The sequence below is a fragment of the Sporosarcina sp. OR05 genome (assembly GCF_041414805.1).
Lineage (GTDB): Bacteria > Bacillota > Bacilli > Bacillales_A > Planococcaceae > Sporosarcina > Sporosarcina saromensis.
In genome coordinates this window covers 738,988-759,636 of record NZ_JANKJL010000001.1, presented here as the reverse complement: position 1 = coordinate 759,636, position 20,649 = coordinate 738,988, and the positions used below count along the sequence as shown (strand labels likewise).

The following is a 20,649-nucleotide window of genomic DNA, read 5'->3' as shown; positions in this document are numbered from 1 at the left end:
CCGTTAAAGTAACGCTAATAGTCTTGATTTGACCTCTTCTGTAAGTGCTTCTTCCCGACAGATGATCATACATGTATCATCTCCGCAAATCGTCCCAAGCATTTCTTCCCAACCGAGATTATCGACAAGTGAACCTACAGCGTGTGCGTTACCCGGGAGTGTTTTTAAGATGATAAAATGACTTGCACTATCCACACTAACAAAAGCATCTGTCAGCATGCGCCGAAGTTTCTCTTCTGTATTGTATTTTTGGACGGTCGGCAAACTATATTTGTATCTTCCATCTTGAACAGGCACCTTAATGAGGTGCAATTCCTTTATATCCCTAGAGACTGTCGCTTGCGTCACGTCAACGCCTGCACGTTTTAGTTTATCGACAAGTTGATCTTGCGTTTCAATTTCTTCGTTAGAAATTATGTCACGAATTCTTAGATGCCTCTGCCCCTTGTTCATGAATATCACTCCAATGCAAAGTTGTTTATGTTAGGTGGTTATAAGCTTCATGCAATAACTTTTCAAAATCGTCGGTCGTGAATCCATTCACAGGGGTGGATTCAGATATCAAGTGATAGAGGAACTCAATATTCCCTTCTCCCCCTGTAACAGGGGAAAAAGAAATACCGGTTAAGGAAAATCCATTCGCGATTGCAGCATCGGCTATTTTTTGCAATACTTCCAAATGCACAGACTTTTCCCTGACAATGCCCTTTTTCCCTACTTTTTCTTTTCCTGCTTCAAACTGAGGCTTCACGAGCGCAACCACATCTCCACCGGGTAGTAGAATCGTTTTTAATGGTGGAAGTATTAGAGTCAATGATATGAAAGAAACGTCGATTGTCGCAACATGTGGCAAACCGTTCGTAAACAATGCGGGTGTCGCATGTCTAAAGTTCGTTTTTTCCATAACAGTGACCCGTTCGTCACTCCTGATTTTCCAAGCGAGCTGGTTCGTTCCTACATCAAGTGCATAGCAATGCTCCGCACCGTTCTGTAATGCACAATCGGTAAATCCGCCTGTAGAAGAGCCGATGTCCAATACTATTTTGCCTGCCACGTCCAATTCGAAGACTTCTAATGCTTTCTCAAGTTTTAAACCACCACGACTCACATATTTCAAAGCGGAACCTTTCACATGCAATGGCGCATCCACTTTAACCTTTTCTCCTGGTTTGTCCATACGTGTTTCAGCCGAGTATACAAGGCCAGCCATGATAGACCGTTTCGCTTGCTCTCTCGTTTCAACGAGTCCTCTTTGGACAAGTAAAATATCAACTCGTTCTTTTTGTTGCCCGTTCGTCATATCTTTTCCCTTTTTCTCACAAGCGTATTTTCCACAGCTTTTTCCATCGTCGCTACGATCGCTTCCGCAGTAACGTCAATTTCCTCTAACAGTTTATCTACACTTCCGTGTTCAATATATTCATCAGGAATTCCAATGCGATCGATGGAACCAGTTGTTGCCTTCGTATCGTGGGCATATTCAATGACCGAACTGCCAAATCCACCAGCTAACACTGCCTCTTCGACCGTCACAATTGGTTTACCTGCCACAAACAAAAGATCCAACATATCCGTATCTAGCGGTTTAATGAAACGAGCATTTACAACTTTCACAGAGATTCCTTTGCTAGAGAGCGTTTCAGCTGCTTCCAACGCCATCGGAATAGTCGTTCCAAAAGTTAAGATTGTTCCATCGGTACCTTCACTCAAAACTTCCCACGTACCAATTGGAATCGGTTTAAGCTGTTCATCCATTTTAACGCCTAATCCATTCCCTCTTGGATAACGCATTGCAATCGGCCCTTCATTGTAGTCAAAAGCCGTTTTCACCATATGTTGGCCTTCATTTTCATCTTTAGGCATCATGATCACAAGATTCGGCAAGTGTCTTAAAAATGCAATATCGAATACACCTTGATGTGTCTCACCATCTGCACCGACAAGCCCAGCACGATCGATGCCAATGAATACATTTAACTTTTGCCTCGTAATATCATGAAGCATTTGATCGTATGCGCGTTGAAGGAACGTTGAGTAAATCGCTAAAAACGGTTTCATCCCTTGCGTCGCTAAGCCACCTGCCATCGTAGCAGCATGTTGCTCAGCAATCCCGACATCAAAGAAGCGTTCAGGAAATTCTTCAGCAAAGGACTCCAGTTTCGAACCAACCGGCATTGCAGGTGTAATTGCCGCAATCCGTTTGTCCTCTCTCGCTAATTTCCTTACCGTTTCTGCAACTAGTCCACTCCAAGACGGCGCTGTTGTTGGCGATTTCACAAAATCACCCGTTTCGATCTTGTAAGGTCCAGTTCCATGCCAAGTTCCCTTCTTATCTTCTTCAGCAGGTTGGTAACCTTTCCCCTTTTTCGTGATGACATGAAGCAACACTGGCCCTTCCATCTTTTTCGCATATAAAAGGTTACGTTCAAGATCTGCGAAATCATGTCCATCAATTGGCCCTAAATACGTAAATCCGAGCTCCTCAAAAAACACCCCTGATACGAGCAAGTACTTTAAACTGTCTTTCACTCGCTCAGCAGCAGCCGCTACTTTTCCACCAACCGCAGGGATTTTCTTCAGAATATATTCCAACTCGTCTTTTGCACTGTTGTATTTGCCTGCAGTACGCAATTTGCCTAGAACTGTATGCAAAGCTCCTACGTTTGGCGCAATTGACATCTCATTATCATTTAACACAACGATCATATTCGTTTTCAAATGGCCAATATGATTGAGTGCTTCTAATGCCATACCACCCGTTAAGGCACCGTCGCCAATTACCGGAATGACATAATTGGATTTGCCTTGCATATCTCTTGCAGCAGCCATTCCCATCGCAGCTGAAAGAGATGTCGAACTGTGTCCGGTTTCCCACACATCGTGTTCACTTTCAGCCATTTTAGGGAATCCGCTCAACCCTTTATATTGTCGAAGTGTCCCAAACTGGTTTGCTCTGCCTGTTAGGATTTTATGCACATACGCTTGATGACCGACGTCCCATATAAATTTGTCTTCAGGGCTATGAAACAGTTTGTGCATCATGATTGTCAGTTCGACTACACCTAGATTCGGTCCAATGTGCCCACCTGTCGAAGCTAGGTTTTCAATTAGAAACTTTCGTATTTCCTTCGCTAATTCCGTCAATTGCTCTTTATTCATCTTTTTCAAAAAGGACGGATTGGTTATTTGATTCAGATCCATAACGATCACACACCTTTGTAAATTGATTGCCTCTGTTAGTAAGTAATTGTATTCATTATAACAAGAAGGCCTTCCAATAGAAACTTTCAACATTGTTCTGATTGAGCGACGTAGACGTTTCTCCCAATTCTGAGCAATTACCTTTGCAAATTAAACCTAATTACAGTTCCCTTTGAACAATATAATCTGCGAAAAGCGCTAAGTAAGATTTATCACTCGGTAAGAACGAAAGACATTCAATTGCATTCGTATGGTATTTTTCCAGTTGTAGACGGGCACCTTCTAATCCAAGTAAGGATGGATAGGTCGATTTTTCACTATCGGTATCACTGTTCGCTGGCTTGCCTAGTTGTTCGGTCGTTGCGGTTACATCTAGAATATCGTCCTTTATTTGAAAAGCAAGGCCGATGTTACGCGCGTAACTGCGTAATTGAGCGATTTGGTTTTCATTTGCCCCTGCAAGGATTGCACCTGCTTCTATACAAAATGATAATAAGGCACCTGTTTTATGCAAATGCACTTCTTCTAGCTGTTCGAGTGATAGGGATGCTTTTTCCCCTTCCATATCAAGGATTTGACCACCGACCATTCCTTTTGCACCTGAAGCTTCCGCTAACAATCGAACTAATGCAAGCGCTTTTTCTGCTGAGGTATGTTCTAATGATGCCAATGCATTGAAAGCAGCCGTTTGAAGTGCATCACCCGCTAATACTGCAGTCGCTTCACCGAAAACTTTGTGATTTGTCAATTGACCTCTTCGATAATCATCGTCATCCATGCAAGGCAAATCATCATGTATGAGTGAGTATGTATGTATCAATTCCACCGCGCTAGCGACTTTCAGTGCATCCGCAGACTGTACACCAAAATCCTCTAATACCGCTAAAACGAGAAGAGGACGAATTCGTTTGCCGCCTGCTTTGACAGAATAGAGCATGGATTCCCTCAAAGAGATTGGTGAATAGCCTCCTGTTAATAACTGCTGTAGTTGCTCATCAATCATAGGTATGTGTTTTGTCATGAACATCTCTAACTGTTTATCCATTCGTGTCCTGTCCTTTCGAAGGGTCAAATGAGCTCGATTGACCATCTTTATCAATTATTGTAATGAGTTGCTTTTCTGCATCTTGCAGTTTCCCATGACAATAAGCTGACAATTCCATTCCTTCTTTGTATAAAGTGATCGCATCTTCCAATGGCACATCACCTGATTCCAATTTTTGAACGATGCTTTCCAGCTTACTCATTGCTTCTTCAAAACGAAGCGTCTCCTTGCTCATTTGTCTTCCTCCTTTTCCTTCAACTGTATTGACTGAATTTCAGTTTGTAAAGTTCCATCTTGTAATTGAACGGTTAGTTGATCGCCTACTGTCAATGTATTGACAGATTTTGCGACATTCCCTTCTTTATACACAATCGAAAAGCCCCTGTCCATCACTTCCAATGGATTTAGCGCTTTTAACATCCGAAGAGTAGCAGTGAAATGATCTGTTTTATTGCGAAGTTCGATTTGCATTGCTCTCGTCAATCTTTCTGTCAACAACGTTGTGGAGCGACTTTCTTCTTTAATGCGCACATTGGGTGAATAAAAAGCCAACATCTTAGCTAATCGTGCATGTTCTGCAACTCTTGTAGCAGTCAACTCATGTCGACTACGCACGAGTCGATCGTCTAGAGCGCTCATTTTCTCAATAAATGGTCGATACAATCGTTCTGGGTATTGGAGAGGATACGATTGTTGAACGTTTACCAACCTTTTTCTTTCCGTTTTAATTTGATTGGAAAAAGAGCGATAAATTGACCGCTTCCTTTGCAATATCCTGTCAAACAACTCTTCTTTTGAAGGTACTGCTAATTCTGCTGCTGCTGTTGGAGTAGGTGCACGCATATCCGCTACAAAATCTGCAATTGTCGTGTCCGTTTCATGGCCGACTGCACTAATAATCGGGATTTTACATGAAAAAATGGCCCGTGCAACAGATTCTTCATTAAATGCCCATAAGTCTTCAATTGATCCGCCACCGCGACCAACGATAATGACATCGATATCACCGTATTGTTCCGCTTGAATGAGCGCTTGGTTAATAGACGGTGCTGCTTGAGGTCCTTGTACAACAGCCGGAAACAACACAATTTCAGTTAACGGGTATCGACGTTGGATTGTCGAACAAATATCTCGAATCGCAGCTCCAGACTGCGCTGTAATGACACCAACCTTTTTAGGTAAAGTAGGGATTTGTTGCTTCCATCGTTGATCGAATAAACCCTCACTCGCTAATTGTCTTTTCAATTGTTCAAATGCCAAGTATAATGCGCCCACACCATCAGGTTGCATGGACTGGACATATAGTTGATATTGTCCACTTGCTTCAAAGACATTTACATCCCCATTGATAAGAACGTTCATCCCTTCTTCTGGTTTGAACTTTAACTGATTGGCTGCACCTTTGAACATCGCTGATTGGATACGGCTCATATCGTCTTTGAGTGTAAAGTAGATATGGCCACTTGGGTGAATTTTCACATTGGATAACTCCCCTTTTACAAAGACGTTCCGTAAGTGGGGATCAGCTTCAAATTTGCGTTTTATGTATTTTGTAAGTGATTGTACAGTCAGATATAGATTTTGACTCATCCTTCATACCCCCAAGTCGCTTACGTATAGAAACGCTGTCTTTCTTTTGAAAAACAGCGCTGTTTTGAAATGCTATTGACATCTGACACAGTTAAGTTAACTGTGTTTGCTTACGCTTGTTGCTTGCATCGGCCTTCTTGCAGTGCCGTTTCAGCACTTAACACTGTATTTTTTAACAGCATTGTAATGGTCATTGGCCCTACACCGCCAGGAACAGGAGTGATTGCGGAAGCCACTTCTTTCACCGTATTAAAATCTACATCTCCACACAATTTGCCGTTTTCATCCCGATTCATACCGACATCGATTACGACGGCACCTTCTTTTACAAAATCCACAGTCACAAATTTAGCTCTACCAATCGCTACAATTAAAATATCTGCTTGCTTTGTAAAAGATGGAAGATCTTTTGTCCGAGAATGACAATATGTAACAGTAGCATCTTTTTGAAGTAGTAATTGCCCCATCGGCTTGCCAACAATGTTGCTTCGCCCGATAATGACAGCGTGCTTTCCAGCTACTGAAATTCCACTACGTTCCAACATCTCCATAATGCCATATGGGGTACAAGGTAGAAAGCCCTCTTGGCCAATAATCATTTTTCCGACATTCTGTGGATGGAATCCGTCAACGTCTTTATTCGGGTCAATGGATCGGATGACCAAATCTTCATTAATGTGCTTCGGCAATGGTAATTGAACTAAGATTCCATGGATGCTATCATCACTGTTTAACTCTTCGATATGTCCTAACAGTTCTTGTTCTGAAACTGTGTCGGGAAGTTTTATCAATTGTGATTTCATACCAACTTCAATACTGGATTTCTCTTTGTTTTTCACATAAGTTTGAGAAGCCGGATTTTCACCGACAAGAATGACCGCTAGACCAGGTTGGCAACCCTCTGTTGTCAAATCAAGTACACTCGTCGCAATCTCTTCTCTTATTTCTTTTCCAATCGTCACACCACTAATCAATTTTGCAGTCATCTACTTTCCCTCCACACAACCCGTTTTTTATTTCTCTTCGAATTTAGAGAGGACGCCATTTACGAAGCGGCCTGATTTTTCGTCTCCAAATTGCTTGCAGAGTTCGATCGCTTCGTTCAAAATGACACGATGCGGAACGTCTTCATTATGCAGTAGCTCATAAACAGCTAATCGGAGTACCGTTCTTTCAATTTTAGGTAATCGGTCGAGTGACCAATTTTCTAATTTGTCTTTTAACACAGCGTCAATTTCTTGTCGGTTTTCAATCGTCCCTTTAACGAGCGATTCATAAAATGCGTTGACCGGTGAGTCTGTAATATAAGCAATGGCTTCATCCACAGTCATTTCAGTGTTGTCTAATTGAAAAAGGGTTTGTACCGCTTTTTCACGTGCTTCTCTTCGTTTCATTGTTTCGTCTCCTTCATTCCTATATCTCTTGGGCTTTATCATAGCATACTCAGTTGATGAAGATATAGTAGGACAAGTTGAAAAGCACCATCCTATGGACGATGCTTTTTAACTTCATTCTGTGTCAGCCAATGATTCAAATGCGATTCCTGTAATATGAACGTTCACTTCTTTCGTTTGGAGTGAAGTCATATTGTAAACGGTTTGGCGAATTTGCTTTTGGATGTCGGTTGCAACGTTCGGGATCGAATAGCCGTACCGAACGACACAATACACATCGATTACAAGTTTGTCGTCAACCCACTCCGTTTTAACGCCTTTTCCGTGGAATACTTTCCCGAACTTCTCAGCCACTCCTGTTGCAAAGCTACCTTTCGTCGTCGCTACACCCTCGACTTCGTTTGTAGCAATACCGATAATGACTTCGAGCACTTCAGGAGCAAGCTGGACTCGACCTAATATTGCGTCACCTTTTGAACTCATTCCAACGAACGAAGGATTTGTTTTTTCAGCCATTCACTGTTCCTCCCTTACTATCGTGTACGGTCCTATAAAAGCATGCATTACTTCATTACTTGGTATTTCTCCAGGAATTTCGTATCGAAATCACCCGATTTAAATACTTCATGATCCATTAAATTCACATGGAATGGAACGGTCGTATGAACACCTTCAATGATAAATTCTTCCAGTGCTCTTTTCATTCTTGCGACAGCTTCTTCCCGTGTATCAGCATGTACAATGAGTTTTGCCACCATAGAATCATAGAATGGCGGAATCGAATAACCTGGATATACTGCAGAATCGACCCTTACGCCGAAGCCGCCTGGTGGCATATACATTTTCACTTCACCAGGAGAAGGCATGAAATTCTTCGATGGATTTTCTGCATTTATGCGACATTCGATTGACACACCCGTAAACGTAATGTCTTCTTGGCGATACTGCAATTTTTCACCCGCAGCAACACGCAATTGTTGTTTAATCAAATCGATGCCAGTAATCATTTCAGTAACCGGATGCTCAACTTGAATCCGTGTGTTCATTTCCATGAAATAGAATTTCTCATTTACATGGTCGAAGATGAACTCAACAGTCCCTGCACCTCGATAATTAACAGCTTGTGCAGCTTTAACAGCCGCTTCACCCATTTGCTCACGCAATGTAGCCGTTAACGCTGGAGATGGTGCTTCTTCAACGAGTTTTTGCATTCGTCTTTGAATGGAACAATCGCGTTCCCCGAGGTGAATTGTATTACCGTGCTTATCTGCCAACACTTGCACTTCAACATGGCGGAATTCTTCAATGAACTTCTCCAAATAGACGCCAGGGTTACCAAAAGCAGCAGCCGCTTCTTTTTGTGTAATCTTAATCCCTTTGACAAGCTCTTCTTCGTTCATTGCGACACGGATTCCTTTACCGCCTCCACCTGCTGTCGCCTTGATGATGACTGGGAAACCAATTTCTTTTGCAACAGCCAATCCTTCCACTTCATCAGCAACAATGCCTTCTGAGCCTGGAACAATCGGGACACCCGCTTGCTTCATCGTTTCTCTTGCGACGTCTTTTGTACCCATTTTTGAAATGGCATCTGCAGTAGGACCAATGAATTCAATATTCACTTCTTCACATAATTCAGCAAAGCTTGCGTTCTCTGCAAGGAAGCCGTAACCCGGATGGATTCCATCACATCCAGTTAACTTTGCAATGCTAATAATGTTTGAGAAGTTTAAATAACTATCTTTTGACAGTTTAGGGCCGATGCAGTAGGCTTCGTCAGCAAGTTCAACGTGAAGGGCTTCACGATCCGCTTCGGAATACACCGCAACCGTTTCAATATCCATTTCTTTGCACGCACGGATAATACGTACCGCAATCTCTCCACGGTTTGCTATTAACACTTTTTTCATCTTTACATTCCTCCTCAGTTTTGTTTGACGAGGAAGAGAGGTTGACCGTATTCAACAAGTTGTCCATCTTCCACGAGAATCTCCACAATTTCACCGGATACTTCTGCTTCGATTTCGTTGAAGAGCTTCATTGCTTCTACGATGCAGACGATTGTATCCGCTTTGACGGAATCTCCTTTTTGGACGTAAGCTGGTGCGTCCGGTGCGGAAGATTTGTAGAACGTTCCTACCATTGGTGAAGGTATTTTGTGCAAGGATGCATCGTCAACAGACTTTTTGCTTTCCGCTGCTGGCGATTCTTCCACTTTTTCAGCAACTTCCTGTTTCGGCTCCTCTTTCTTCACTTCTACAGCAGCAGGCGCCGCTTGCTGAACCGGTTGCTCACTTTGTGGTTGAGCGACCATTTGATGTGTTGCTCCTTCATTCTTTTTCTCGAGTTTAATTTTTGTACCATCTGATTCAAAAGTGAATTTGTCAATGGATGATTGATCAATTAATTTAATTATTTCGCGAATTTCTTGAATTTTCAACATTAGCGATTCTCCTGACTCATTAATATTTATTGGGTTCAAACCTATTTTAGACGTTTTTCGTACATTTTGAAACAGATAACATGTTTTTTGTTTCAAAAACCTTTCAACCAAAAGAAAAAGACCCTTTTCGGGCCTCTAACAAGTTTTATTGATTCATAAAATCGACTTGGACAGTTCGTGCATCGTCCCAGCTCGTCATGACATATTGTGTAATTTCAGCAGCCATCTTCGAGGAATGACCACCATCTTCGGAAATGACAGTAATCGTCACTTTACCATTGTCCTTCTTGACGAACGCTTCAGGGTAGCCAAGTGCTCGAATTTGCATCTCCATCATTTCTTCAGCAGATGACGTTTTTGTCAATTCCGCAATTGCGTCATATGCAGCACTTTTTTCTTCTGCTGTCGAGTCCGCTGACGTCATCTTGTCCGTCAACTGACTTTTCAAGTTGCTGCGCTCATTTTGAACGGTCATTCGCATTTCTTCAAGCAACATTGAATCCGCATACACGGGCTTTTTAGCACTGTCCGCATCTCCCGGCTTTGATACAGTGACCTTATCAGCATCTCCGAATATCGCCATTGCATCCAAATCCATTGGTGCTTCCTTTTTTAAATAGTAGATTGAGATAACCGCTACGAGACTTAGTAAAGTTAAAAACCACACAGTACGTTTATTCGCTTTCAAGTTGTATCCCCCTTTTTTCATGTTCAACGATGACAATTCGATGTTCTGGCAATTGGAGCACTGCCGATAGAATGCGTGTCAATTCATTTTTCTTCTTACTATTTTCTACACCTTCCGCTACAACTAAAATCCCTTGTAATGAACTAGCTTTTTTCGGAGATGAGCCACTAACCGATAACATATCCGCGAGCGAACTCGACGTGTCGACGTGCTCATAGTGGAAGTAGATAAACACTTCCCCGATTCCTTCCATCTTCATCAGCGCCGTTTCAAGCGCTGCCACTTCCCGGTTCTCTTCCCCCTTCTTTTTCTCCCCTCCAATCGAACCAAAAGTCGTATTGATGAAAATGATGAAGAGCGCGAGCAGTGTACCGATGAAGAGCATATGGATTTTTCGTTTTGGTTTTTGCATTTGATCACCACTTCATCCCTTCGAGCCGGATCTGGTTCGTGTCATCTATGATGCATAATATGCTTGTTCAAAAGAGGGTATGACCAAAAATTCGCGTGATTGAATGAATGATCCAAATTCCTATTGCTATTTTGACAAGTGGAAGGAAATCCGACTCCGATTCCTCTGGTAGCAGCAACAATAGGCTAGTAGACAATAAAATAATGAGCATAAGGCCATTCAAAAACTCAAGCATGCCACCCCTCATTTCACTGCGGTTATTAATTTGATTAGAATGACGGTGAACAATGCTGAATAAATAAATGCGAATGCGACAAGAAATGAAACTGCGCATAAGACAAACAATGTTTTACCGATATCATCTAGTACGCCAGTGATTTCCTCATGTGCGAATGGTTCAATCAGTGCAGCCGTCCATCGGTAAAGAAACCCTGTCAGTAAAGTTTTAAGCGTCGGCAAAAGAGCGACCGTCCAAATCGTAATAATAAGCCACGCCCCAACAAACACGCTAGCACCAGAAGAATATCTTCCGATCGCCCCCATACTATCTGTTAGAAATGATCCAATGAGTGGAACATTTTGACGAACGAGTTCTTTAATCGGTTCACTCGTAACACCCGTCAGTGCCCAAGATAGTGTGCCACCAGCCGTGATGAAAATGGAATAAGCGGCAACAAGTGCTGAAACGACACCTAATAATGTCGTTCGAAGCAAGTCTGACATCTTCGAAAAAGAGACATCAGGGAGAATCCTTGTCAAAATATCCAATAAGATTGCAGCCGCCAACATCGGTATTAATACTTTATCCGCTAGAAGAACTGCGCCATTGGCAAACAGCAGCATGGCAGGTTGGAAGTTCAACATACTAAAAGAGCCACCCGATGCAATGATACTAGCTGTTAACAATGGATATATTGAAATGAAAATCGTTGCAATCGATTGCGTAATCGTACGAATCATTTGGAGGTGTTCAAAAGCTGGTTGCAATACGATTGTCAATATAATGAAGAACAAAAAGAGCCTCGTCCATCTTTTAAAGGACGGAAAAAGGAAATCGACGATAAGTGCCATGAATGATGTAAGGATTACAATGAGGAAACTGGAGAGTACTGTTCCAACAACAGATTGCAGCATATTGAGCATGAATGTAACATCCAATCATTTAATGATTAATTTGGAGAGCGTGTCGATAAGAGTTGAAAGTTGTGGCAACCACAATGACAAAATGGCAATTTTAATAGCAACTTGCGCAACAGAAGCAATTGATTCGTATCCTGCTTCGGCAATATGTTTGCAAATTAATTCTGCTAAATAATAGAGAACGACACTTCCGATTAATAACTTTGCAAAAGGGGTAGGCAGTGGGTCGAATAATTGCATGAATGTTTTTCCAAACGGCACGATAATCGTCATACTGACATACGCCAGAAAAATGAAAAAGACTGCCGCATAGAGAACAGGTTGTAGGCTTTTTGATGTAAACGACAACATGATCAGTAGTAAATAGACGACAATTAATTGGAACAGTATACTCATTAGAACGCCATGGACAGCCATTGGAAGAATTCAGCGATTTCCGAGAAGAAAATCCGCAGGAAGCGAAGCATTTCTGCAGCGATATAAATGTATGCTACAAAAAAGAGAAAAAAAGAAAATTCCTTCTTGCCGGTCTGCTCAAAAAAGACATGAAGAAAACCAATCACCAAGCCAATGCCTGCAATACGCAATAGATCATTTAATTCCATTCGGGTGCCCCCTTCATGTAACACCTTATGAGGACGGCTGAGGGAATATGAAGATTTGTTCAACCGAAACTTCATACAGATGCAAAAAAACAAACACTCCATTTCTCTTTTGTCGAGAAATGGAGTGTTTGTTATATACAATGTATTAAGCTCTTGAAACGTATGCGCCTTCTTCAGTATTGATAATGAGTTTGTCTCCGATGTTAACGAAGAATGGTACTTGGACGACTAATCCTGTTTCCAGCGTTGCAGGCTTAGAGCCACCACTCGCTGTATCGCCTTTAATGCCTGGTTCAGTCGCTGTTACTTCCAAAGTAACGGTTGAAGGAAGTTCTACGCCGAGAATCTCATCTTTGTAGGAAATGATATGCACTTCCATGTTTTCACGTAAGTAGTTCAATTCTTCCTCAATTTGTGCGGAAGGTAATTCAATTTGTTCGTAGGATTCGTTATCCATAAATACGTGATCGTCAGCGTTTGCATACAAGTATTGCATGCGACGGTTATCGATTTGGGCTTTTTCTACTTTTTCGCCTGCACGGAATGTTTTTTCATTGACGTTACCAGAACGAAGGTTACGTAATTTTGAACGTACAAATGCTGCACCTTTACCTGGTTTCACGTGTTGAAAATCAATTACACGCCAAATGTCTCCGTCAACCTCTATTGTCAAACCTGTTTTAAATTCGTTTACTGAAATCATGCATGTTCCTCCATTATGTCGTTATAGGATTATTAATTCTTTTGGTGAGTGCGTCAAACGGACATTACCTTCTTCGGTAATGATGATGTCATCTTCGATTCGAACGCCACCTACTCCTGGTACATAAATACCTGGTTCTACTGTTACAGACATATTCGGTACAAGTACTGTCTCTGAACGGAAAGACAAAGCTGGACCTTCATGCACTTCTAACCCAATACCGTGCCCTGTCGAGTGTCCAAAGGCTTCACCGTACCCTTTTGACTTAATATAGTCACGAGCAATTGCATCCGCTTCTATTCCAGTCATACCCGGTTTAATCTCTTCTAAAGCTTTTTGTTGAGCAGCACGGGTAATTTCGTAGATTTCTCTCATTTGCTCCGAAGGCTCACCTACAGCGACTGTTCGTGTAATATCGGAAATGTACCCATTATAAAGAGCTCCGAAATCCAAAGTGACCAATTCGCCTGATTGAATGATTTTAGCAGAAGCTACACCATGTGGCAATGCGCCTCTTTCACCTGAAGCAACAATGATATCGAATGAAGATGAAGTCGCTCCCTGCTTCCGCATGAACATTTCTAATTCGTTTGACACTTCAAGCTCAGAAACGCCTGGTTTAATGAATGTGCAAATATGTGCAAATGCGTCATCGGCAATCTTTGCTGCATCTTTTAGGATTTCAATTTCTTCAGCAGATTTGATCATTCTTAGCTTTTCAATGATTCCCGAAACAGGTTTTAATTCCGCTTGCACCTTTTCATTATACAGTTCGTACATGCCGAATGTCACATCGTCTTTTTCAAAACCGAGCGTTTGAATATTCATTTCTTGCACTTGCGCAGCAACTTCTTCAATGATCGTCCGTTCGTGCTTAACGATTCGGAAACCTTTCACTTGTTCAGCTGCTTGTTCAGTGTATCTGAAATCCGTAATGAAAACTGCATCATTTGCGGAAATAACTGCAACACCTGAACTACCTGTGAAACCAGTGATGTAGCGACGATTATACGAATTGGTTACGAGAATTGCATCTAAGGCATTTTCTTTAAGTGCTTCACGTAATGTTACAAGATTCATAGCTCTACCCCTTTTCTGCGGAGAAGGAAAGCTTGAACTGCTAATTCATACCCATGTGCCCCAAAACCGGAAAGCTGCCCAATGCAGACGGGTGCAATGACTGAATGTTGTCTGAAAGACTCCCGACTATGTATATTGGAAATGTGGATTTCAATGACAGGTACATTTACCGATGACACTGCATCCCGCAAAGCGATACTCGTATGTGTATACGCTCCCGGATTGAAAACGATACCATCGTACCCATCGTCTTCGGCTTCATGTATTTTGTCAATGAGAGCTCCTTCATGATTCGATTGATAAAAGGAAATGTCCACAAAGTTTTCAGAAGCAACTTTTCTTAGATGGTTTTCAATATCTTCCAAAGTTTCCGCTCCATAGATGCCAGGTTCCCTTTTGCCTAATCGATTTAAATTCGGTCCATTCAGAACGAGCAGTTTCACAGCTACATCATTCCCCTCACCTTTTTCTTTCCCATTTTATCACACTGTCCAATAGTCGCAACCTATTTTATCGTGCTTAGCGGAAAGATTTCTTCATATACACAGCGGTTCCAGTTACAAACCTGCTTACAATTGCAAGAATTGAAAAGAATGGGATGGAAAGTGTTTTGAACCCTTCTGTTACGGAAGTAGGTGCATGGATGAGCCACTCAATCGTCACAGCAGCAATCGCACTGATACACAAAGCTGTTACAGACGGTGGAATGCGGGATGTCCGTACAGCTACTTGATAAAATATACCGAAAATGATGAACAGGACAATAAAGAGAACACTCCATTTCCACCATTCATGCGTAGAGCCAAAGAGTAACCATTTCTTCGCCCATCCAATCGGCGACCATTTAATAAAATTAAAATAATGCAACATCTTAAGTGATGCAGTCGTGAACAATGCTGCTACAACAGTTGTCCATATCATTGTTTTTGTCATTGTGCAATTCCCTCCTCACTCGAAGTGTAGGAATGCGACGCAATTTTTAAACCTTTATGGTGGAGTAGCTCTTCGTTTTTTTGTACAATAGAAAGATATAAGATTTGCTATATGAATGGTATACAACGAACTACAGGCAATTACAGTAGCGTGGCATACCAATAAATAGATGAAGGTCAATTGAAAAGAGAAGGTGTTGGAAAATCCATGAGTAAAAAACAACAAGCCCCCACATACGGTGGTCAAGCTTTAATTGAAGGCGTCATGTTCGGAAGTAGGAATCATACAGTTACAGCGATTCGGAGAAAAGACGATTCCCTTGACTACTATTACGTGCCCAAAGAGCAAAAACCACTTGCTGCGAAGCTGAAAAAGATTCCTTTCGTGCGTGGTATTGTTGCACTAATTGAATCTGCTGGCATCGGTTCCAAGCATCTTACTTTTGCAAACGAACGTTATGATGTTATGCCTGGAGAAGAAGTCGACCACACTGAAGAAGAATCATCAAAACTCGCAATGGTACTCGGTGTAGCAGCTGTCGGTGTTTTATCATTCATTTTTGGTAAATTCGTATTTACGCTAGTACCTGTGTTTCTTGCGCAAATGCTTGAATTCATCGCACCCGGTAAAACAGCTCAAATCCTACTCGAAAGCTTCTTTAAACTCGCGCTTTTATTGACGTATATTTCGTTGATCTCGATGACACCTCTCATTAAACGTGTATTTAAGTATCACGGTGCAGAGCACAAAGTAATCAATGCTTACGAGAGTGGCCTTCCTCTCACCGTAGAAAACGTCCAAGCGTCTTCTCGCTTGCACTATCGTTGCGGCAGTAGTTTTCTATTGTTTACGGTCATCGTCGGGATGTTCATTTATTTCCTCGTACCAACCGATCCTTTTTGGCTTCGTATTGTGAACCGCATTCTGTTAATACCTGTTGTCATCGGTGTTTCTTTTGAGGTGTTGCAATTTACAAATAGCCTTCGGAATATCCCCGTCTTGAAGTTTCTAGGGTATCCTGGACTCTGGTTGCAATTGTTGACAACAAAAGAGCCTGACGACAAACAAGTGGAAGTCGCAATTGCTTCGTTCAACAAGTTATTAGAGATTGAAGAAAAAGGCATTGAAAACATCGACATCTTAAAGTCCACAACTGAAAAAACAGTGAATACAACTGTTGCTGCGAACTAAAAAGGAAGTGCCGCTAGTGGCACTCCCTTTATTTTTTGTTCAATAATTTACAAACCACATTTCAACTGTGCGTTACAGTTTGTGCACGTGTTACAGCCACCCATTTCTTCTACTGTCCCTTTTCTACATACCGGACATGTGTTACCGACTTCCGAGCCAATAGTCACATTTGTAGAACGTAAATCGTGAACAGTATTCACAAGAACGACTTTGCGTTGTTCAATGACTTCTTCCGTCATTTCATTGTTGTCCATGACATTCTCTTCAGCTTTTAGCGTCAACACTTGTGAATCACGGCTTCCGTCTACATAAACAGTACCGCCCTTTGCTCCGCCTTTGTAGAGACGCTCGTACACACTTTCCACTTGTTCAACTGTATAGCCCCGTGGTGCATTGACTGTTTTAGAAATCGAGCTGTCAATCCAACGTTGGATGATGCATTGGACGTCAGCGTGCGCTTCAGGAGATAAGCTCATTGACGAAACAAACCAGTTTGGCAACTCATTTGGATCCGCTTCAGGATGACGTGTTAAATATTCTTCAACAATTCCCGCTTTCACTTCAATGAACTTCCCTAATCGACCACTACGGTAATACGTGAATGAGAAATACGGTTCCAATCCCGTACTAACACCTACCATTGTGCCAGTCGATCCTGTTGGCGCGACCGTTAATAAGTGCGAATTTCGAATGCCGTGTTCCAAAACGCCATTTCTGATATCTTTCGGCATTTTCTTCATGAACCCTGTTTGGATGAATGCATGACGCAATGCAGCCGTTTCATCATCATTTTTACCGATTAAGAATGGGAAGCTCCCTTTCTCTTTAGCGAGTTCAATAGACGTCCGGTAAGCGGTCGTAGCGATCGTTTCAAACACTTGTTCAACGAGTTCGTTCCCTTCCGGTGAACCGTACTCTTTTTCACAATAAATCAGCAGGTCGGCTAAGCCCATTACACCTAGTCCTACACGTCGTTCACCAAGTGCTTGCTTTTTATTCTCTTCAAGGAAATAAGGGGTTGCATCAATTACGTTATCTTGCATACGCACACCGACGCTTACGGTTTCTTTCAATTTCTCGAAATCTACAGTCTTCGCTTCTTTATCCGCAAACTCTGCTAGATTCACTGCTGCAAGGTTACAAACGGAATAGGGTGCTAACGGCTGCTCACCGCATGGATTCGTTGCAACAACTTGTTGCCCGTATGCTTTTGCATTCGTTTCCTTGTTCGCATTATCAATAAAGAAGATACCCGGTTCCGCTGAATACGTAGCACAGATATTGATGAGATCCCATAATGCTCTTGCTTTAATTGTACGGTAGACACGCACTTCATGTCCTAAACGTTCCCATTCACGGACGTCTCCAACTTTGTGCCATTGTTCGTTATAGACATTCATTTGTTCTGCTGTATACTTTTCAACTGCTGGAAAACGAAGCTCATACGCCTCGTCGTTTTCTACAGCTTTCATGAAATCGTCCGTTAACGTTACGGAAATGTTTGCACCCGTTAAGAATTCAGGGTTGTGGACAGAATACGTACCGCCATCTTTTAACTTCATTTCTGCATCACGGATAATTGCTTCATTGAAACCACCCATGCCAGGAATCGTTCGGTAGTTCAGAATCCCTTGATACATCGCTTCCTCTTGTTGAGTTAGAGGTGTGAATTTCAATTTTTCATTCGCTAGCTTTTTAATCAATTCCTCTTCTGTGTTTTCCAAAAGAAATCGGAGAATTCTCGGGTTCTGCATTTTCGAAATGATAAATTCACAAATATCCGGATGCCAGTTCGCAAGCATGATCATCTGTGCACCGCGGCGGCTTCCGCCTTGTTCTACTAGATGCGTCAATTTTGCAATGTCATCTAGCCAAGAAACAGATCCAGAAGACTTCCCGTTCACACCTCTTGCCAGCGTGTTGCGGGGACGTAGTGTTGAGCCGTTTGTCCCGACTCCACCGCCACGACTCATAATTTCCATCACTTGTTTACGATGATCTGAAATACCTTCACGCGAATCCGCTACGAACGGCATCACGTAACAGTTAAAGAATGTCACTTCCGTTTCAGAACCAGCCCCATATAGAACACGACCTGCCGGGATGAAGTTCAAGCGTGCCAGTTGATCGTAGAACAGTTCAAAGGATTGTTGACGCTTGTCCTCCGTCGATTCAACGGAAGCTAGACCTGTTGCATTTCTTTTAGCGATTTGCTCGTAAAATACTTCCAGCGGTTTCTCAATGACATCTAGCGGCCGAGTGATAACTCCGTTTTCTTGCTCATCCACATTGTCGATAGACGTCCGGTATTCAGGTTCAATCCAGATAGAAGCAGTGCCTTTTTCCATGTCAATGGATTTGATAAAACCTAGTCCTCGTGCAGGAAATTTCGGATCCTCTTTCACTGTCAGAACGACAAAGTCACCTGCTTTTAAAGTCTTTTTCTCTGTGTCCTTGAAAGAGTAGCGATCAATCATGACGAGACGAGATACACCACTATGTACAATCTTCATGTCATCCGTGATTGGATGTACCTGTGGAAACACCGCAATATCCTCATTTAATTGCGCAATGTCCAACACAGGATTTTGTCCACTTGAAACTACAACCATCTTACATTCTCCTTCACGGAATATATTACACACCACATCTAGTGTGTTAACTAGTAAATAATCTACTACATATTGACACACGCTTCAACTTGTAGTATTTTACACATTTTAACAAATCGCATACCTACTCGATTTCATTCATGAAAAATAGAACAAAAGATATAGTGTTCACTTACGGTATGTCCATTCATCGTTTGCGTACTTCTTTTTCTCTATTTCATGCACAAACTGCTTTTGTTCAATCGACAGCTCCAATGGTTGTAATTGTATAGATAGCGCTTTTTCAAATCCTTTCGAAAACGCATCAATACAAGCATCAATAGAAATTTCTTTATCTGTCAATCGATCGATGGCAACCGCTTTGTTCGGAAGGCTTTCAAGCATACGTTTACGCGATTCCTCGCTATCGAATTTAAACAATGACACTAACTTTTCCTCGTCTAAACTAAGTAAAATAGCGCCATGTTGCAAAATCACACCTTTTTGACGTGTTTGAGCACTTCCCGCCACCTTTTTCCCTTCGACGACTAATTCATACCAGCTCGGTGCATCAAAACAAACTGCACTTTTCGGACGCTTTAAATCATCACTTTGTTTCTTTGTTTCAGGAACGGAAAATTCAGCGTTCAAGCCTAAGTTCCGGAATCCTTCCAGTAAACCTCCTGAGATCACCCGATAGGCTTCAGTTACAGTCTCAGGCATGTTAGGATACTCTTCCGTCACAATGACACTATAAGTAAGTTCATGTTCATGCAATACACCCCGTCCACCTGTCGGCCGACGTACAAACCCTAATTGATGTGCCTCTACGGCTGCCATATCAATTTCCTTTTCAACACGTTGAAAATAACCGATCGATAATGTTGCAGGCTCCCACTCATAAAACCGCAGAACCGGTCCGATTTCGCCTTGGCTATGCCACTCCATTAACGCTTCATCAAGCGCCATATTGTAAGACGGTGAACACTTTCCTGAATTGATGAAATGCCATACTGTTTTTGACATAACGTTTCCCCCTATTAACTGCAATGCATTTCATTTTATCATTCTCATTGAACATGTGCTACTCATTCTTTATAATGAATGTATAGATAGAAAGGGGAAAATTGATTGTGAGCAGCTTATATATTCTTATTGCACTTCTCGTTGCCATCGTAGTGTATTTCGTTATTACGATGTTGCGTGTGCGTAAATCAGTTACAAATTTAACACAAGAACAATTCATTGAAGGGTATCGCAAAGCACAACTAATCGATGTGCGCGAACCAAAAGAATTCGAATCGGGGCATATTTTAGGAGCACGCAATATTCCGTATTCACAATTCAGACAACGTTTTAAAGAGATTCGTCCAGACAAACCTGTCTATCTATACGATCAAAACGGCGGTAAAAGTTCTCGTGCTGCAATGTTTTTAAAGAAAAAAGATTATGCACACTTGTACCAATTGCAAGGTGGATTCCGTACGTGGACCGGTAAAGTAAAAAGCAAGTAATCATCTCTAATCACGAAGTAAAAAAAAGTTCTTCCAATTAGGAGGAACTTTTTTACTATTTTATGCTTATAAACAAAATCGGAACGAACAGCTAAAAGGAGATCCGTGAAGAGGGATCT

At 41.9% G+C, this 20,649-nt stretch carries 24 protein-coding genes; 2 read left to right on the top strand and 22 right to left on the bottom strand.

Annotated elements, in window-relative coordinates; all coding sequences use genetic code 11:
* Positions 1-3 precede the first annotated feature (3 nt).
* The 20 genes from ahrC to NRI27_RS03540 form a co-directional block, all read right to left on the bottom strand.
* Complete coding sequence (ahrC, locus tag NRI27_RS03635; RefSeq protein WP_317942011.1) at positions 4-453, bottom strand: transcriptional regulator AhrC/ArgR; 450 nt, start codon at positions 451-453, stop codon at positions 4-6.
* A 25-nt stretch (positions 454-478) separates the two neighbouring features.
* Entirely contained in the window at positions 479-1,300 is an 822-nt protein-coding gene (locus tag NRI27_RS03630) for a TlyA family RNA methyltransferase (RefSeq protein ID WP_371389562.1), read from the bottom strand.
* Entirely contained in the window at positions 1,297-3,201 is a 1,905-nt protein-coding gene (gene dxs / locus NRI27_RS03625; protein WP_371389561.1) for a 1-deoxy-D-xylulose-5-phosphate synthase, read from the bottom strand. The genes NRI27_RS03630 and dxs overlap by 4 nt, the downstream gene beginning before the upstream one ends.
* Before the next feature lie 160 nt (positions 3,202-3,361).
* On the bottom strand, positions 3,362-4,246 hold the full coding sequence (locus tag NRI27_RS03620; protein ID WP_371389560.1) for a polyprenyl synthetase family protein: 885 nt from the start codon (positions 4,244-4,246) through the stop codon (positions 3,362-3,364).
* Positions 4,239-4,481 (bottom strand): exodeoxyribonuclease VII small subunit, encoded by a 243-nt coding sequence (locus NRI27_RS03615; RefSeq protein WP_317942015.1) that lies wholly within the window; start codon positions 4,479-4,481, stop codon positions 4,239-4,241. Before NRI27_RS03615 ends, NRI27_RS03620 begins: the two co-directional genes overlap by 8 nt.
* Positions 4,478-5,836, bottom strand: a complete 1,359-nt coding sequence (gene xseA, locus NRI27_RS03610) for an exodeoxyribonuclease VII large subunit (protein WP_371389559.1) — start codon at positions 5,834-5,836, stop codon at positions 4,478-4,480. The genes NRI27_RS03615 and xseA overlap by 4 nt, the downstream gene beginning before the upstream one ends.
* Positions 5,837-5,946: 110 nt before the next feature.
* Complete coding sequence (folD, locus tag NRI27_RS03605; RefSeq protein WP_371389558.1) at positions 5,947-6,822, bottom strand: bifunctional methylenetetrahydrofolate dehydrogenase/methenyltetrahydrofolate cyclohydrolase FolD; 876 nt, start codon at positions 6,820-6,822, stop codon at positions 5,947-5,949.
* 27 nt (positions 6,823-6,849) lie between these two features.
* Positions 6,850-7,230 carry a transcription antitermination factor NusB gene (nusB, locus tag NRI27_RS03600; protein ID WP_317942018.1) on the bottom strand — a complete coding sequence of 127 codons (381 nt, stop codon included), beginning with the start codon at positions 7,228-7,230 and terminating at the stop codon, positions 6,850-6,852.
* A 114-nt stretch (positions 7,231-7,344) separates the two neighbouring features.
* Positions 7,345-7,746 (bottom strand): Asp23/Gls24 family envelope stress response protein, encoded by a 402-nt coding sequence (locus NRI27_RS03595; protein ID WP_371389557.1) that lies wholly within the window; start codon positions 7,744-7,746, stop codon positions 7,345-7,347.
* 47 nt (positions 7,747-7,793) lie between these two features.
* Positions 7,794-9,140 carry an acetyl-CoA carboxylase biotin carboxylase subunit gene (accC, locus tag NRI27_RS03590; protein WP_317942020.1) on the bottom strand — a complete coding sequence of 449 codons (1,347 nt, stop codon included), beginning with the start codon at positions 9,138-9,140 and terminating at the stop codon, positions 7,794-7,796.
* A 14-nt stretch (positions 9,141-9,154) separates the two neighbouring features.
* A complete protein-coding gene (accB, locus tag NRI27_RS03585) occupies positions 9,155-9,673 on the bottom strand; it encodes an acetyl-CoA carboxylase biotin carboxyl carrier protein (RefSeq protein WP_371389556.1) in 519 nt (172 codons plus the stop codon).
* Between the two features lie 145 nt (positions 9,674-9,818).
* A complete protein-coding gene (locus NRI27_RS03580; protein WP_317942022.1) occupies positions 9,819-10,361 on the bottom strand; it encodes a SpoIIIAH-like family protein in 543 nt (180 codons plus the stop codon).
* On the bottom strand, positions 10,348-10,773 hold the full coding sequence (locus NRI27_RS03575; protein WP_317942023.1) for a hypothetical protein: 426 nt from the start codon (positions 10,771-10,773) through the stop codon (positions 10,348-10,350). Before NRI27_RS03575 ends, NRI27_RS03580 begins: the two co-directional genes overlap by 14 nt.
* A gap of 243 nt (positions 10,774-11,016) precedes the next feature.
* Positions 11,017-11,916, bottom strand: coding sequence for a stage III sporulation protein AE (locus NRI27_RS03570; protein WP_371389555.1), 900 nt, complete (start codon positions 11,914-11,916; stop codon positions 11,017-11,019).
* Between the two features lie 15 nt (positions 11,917-11,931).
* Positions 11,932-12,309 carry a SpoIIIAC/SpoIIIAD family protein gene (locus NRI27_RS03565; RefSeq protein WP_371389554.1) on the bottom strand — a complete coding sequence of 126 codons (378 nt, stop codon included), beginning with the start codon at positions 12,307-12,309 and terminating at the stop codon, positions 11,932-11,934.
* Positions 12,309-12,518, bottom strand: a complete 210-nt coding sequence (locus tag NRI27_RS03560) for a SpoIIIAC/SpoIIIAD family protein (protein ID WP_317942026.1) — start codon at positions 12,516-12,518, stop codon at positions 12,309-12,311. Before NRI27_RS03560 ends, NRI27_RS03565 begins: the two co-directional genes overlap by 1 nt.
* Positions 12,519-12,663: 145 nt before the next feature.
* Positions 12,664-13,221 carry an elongation factor P gene (efp, locus tag NRI27_RS03555; protein ID WP_371389553.1) on the bottom strand — a complete coding sequence of 186 codons (558 nt, stop codon included), beginning with the start codon at positions 13,219-13,221 and terminating at the stop codon, positions 12,664-12,666.
* A gap of 21 nt (positions 13,222-13,242) precedes the next feature.
* Positions 13,243-14,301 carry a M24 family metallopeptidase gene (locus NRI27_RS03550; RefSeq protein WP_371389552.1) on the bottom strand — a complete coding sequence of 353 codons (1,059 nt, stop codon included), beginning with the start codon at positions 14,299-14,301 and terminating at the stop codon, positions 13,243-13,245.
* Positions 14,298-14,744, bottom strand: a complete 447-nt coding sequence (aroQ, locus tag NRI27_RS03545) for a type II 3-dehydroquinate dehydratase (RefSeq protein ID WP_371389551.1) — start codon at positions 14,742-14,744, stop codon at positions 14,298-14,300. Before aroQ ends, NRI27_RS03550 begins: the two co-directional genes overlap by 4 nt.
* 76 nt (positions 14,745-14,820) lie before the next feature.
* Positions 14,821-15,234: a hypothetical protein gene (locus NRI27_RS03540; protein WP_317942030.1), complete on the bottom strand. Its 414-nt coding sequence runs from the start codon at positions 15,232-15,234 to the stop codon at positions 14,821-14,823.
* A 207-nt stretch (positions 15,235-15,441) separates the two neighbouring features.
* Here NRI27_RS03540 and NRI27_RS03535 point away from each other — a divergent pair, with 207 nt between their 5' ends.
* A complete protein-coding gene (locus tag NRI27_RS03535; RefSeq protein WP_317942031.1) occupies positions 15,442-16,425 on the top strand; it encodes a DUF1385 domain-containing protein in 984 nt (327 codons plus the stop codon).
* A 47-nt stretch (positions 16,426-16,472) separates the two neighbouring features.
* Here the strand turns inward: NRI27_RS03535 and NRI27_RS03530 are convergent, their stop codons facing one another.
* Complete coding sequence (locus tag NRI27_RS03530) at positions 16,473-19,037, bottom strand: vitamin B12-dependent ribonucleotide reductase (protein WP_371389550.1); 2,565 nt, start codon at positions 19,035-19,037, stop codon at positions 16,473-16,475.
* 168 nt (positions 19,038-19,205) lie between these two features.
* Entirely contained in the window at positions 19,206-20,042 is an 837-nt protein-coding gene (locus tag NRI27_RS03525) for a lipoate--protein ligase family protein (protein ID WP_371389549.1), read from the bottom strand.
* A 107-nt stretch (positions 20,043-20,149) separates the two neighbouring features.
* On the opposite strand from NRI27_RS03525, the gene NRI27_RS03520 reads away from it, so the two are divergent.
* Positions 20,150-20,530 (top strand): rhodanese-like domain-containing protein, encoded by a 381-nt coding sequence (locus NRI27_RS03520; protein WP_317942034.1) that lies wholly within the window; start codon positions 20,150-20,152, stop codon positions 20,528-20,530.
* The last annotated feature ends 119 nt before the right edge of the window (positions 20,531-20,649 follow it).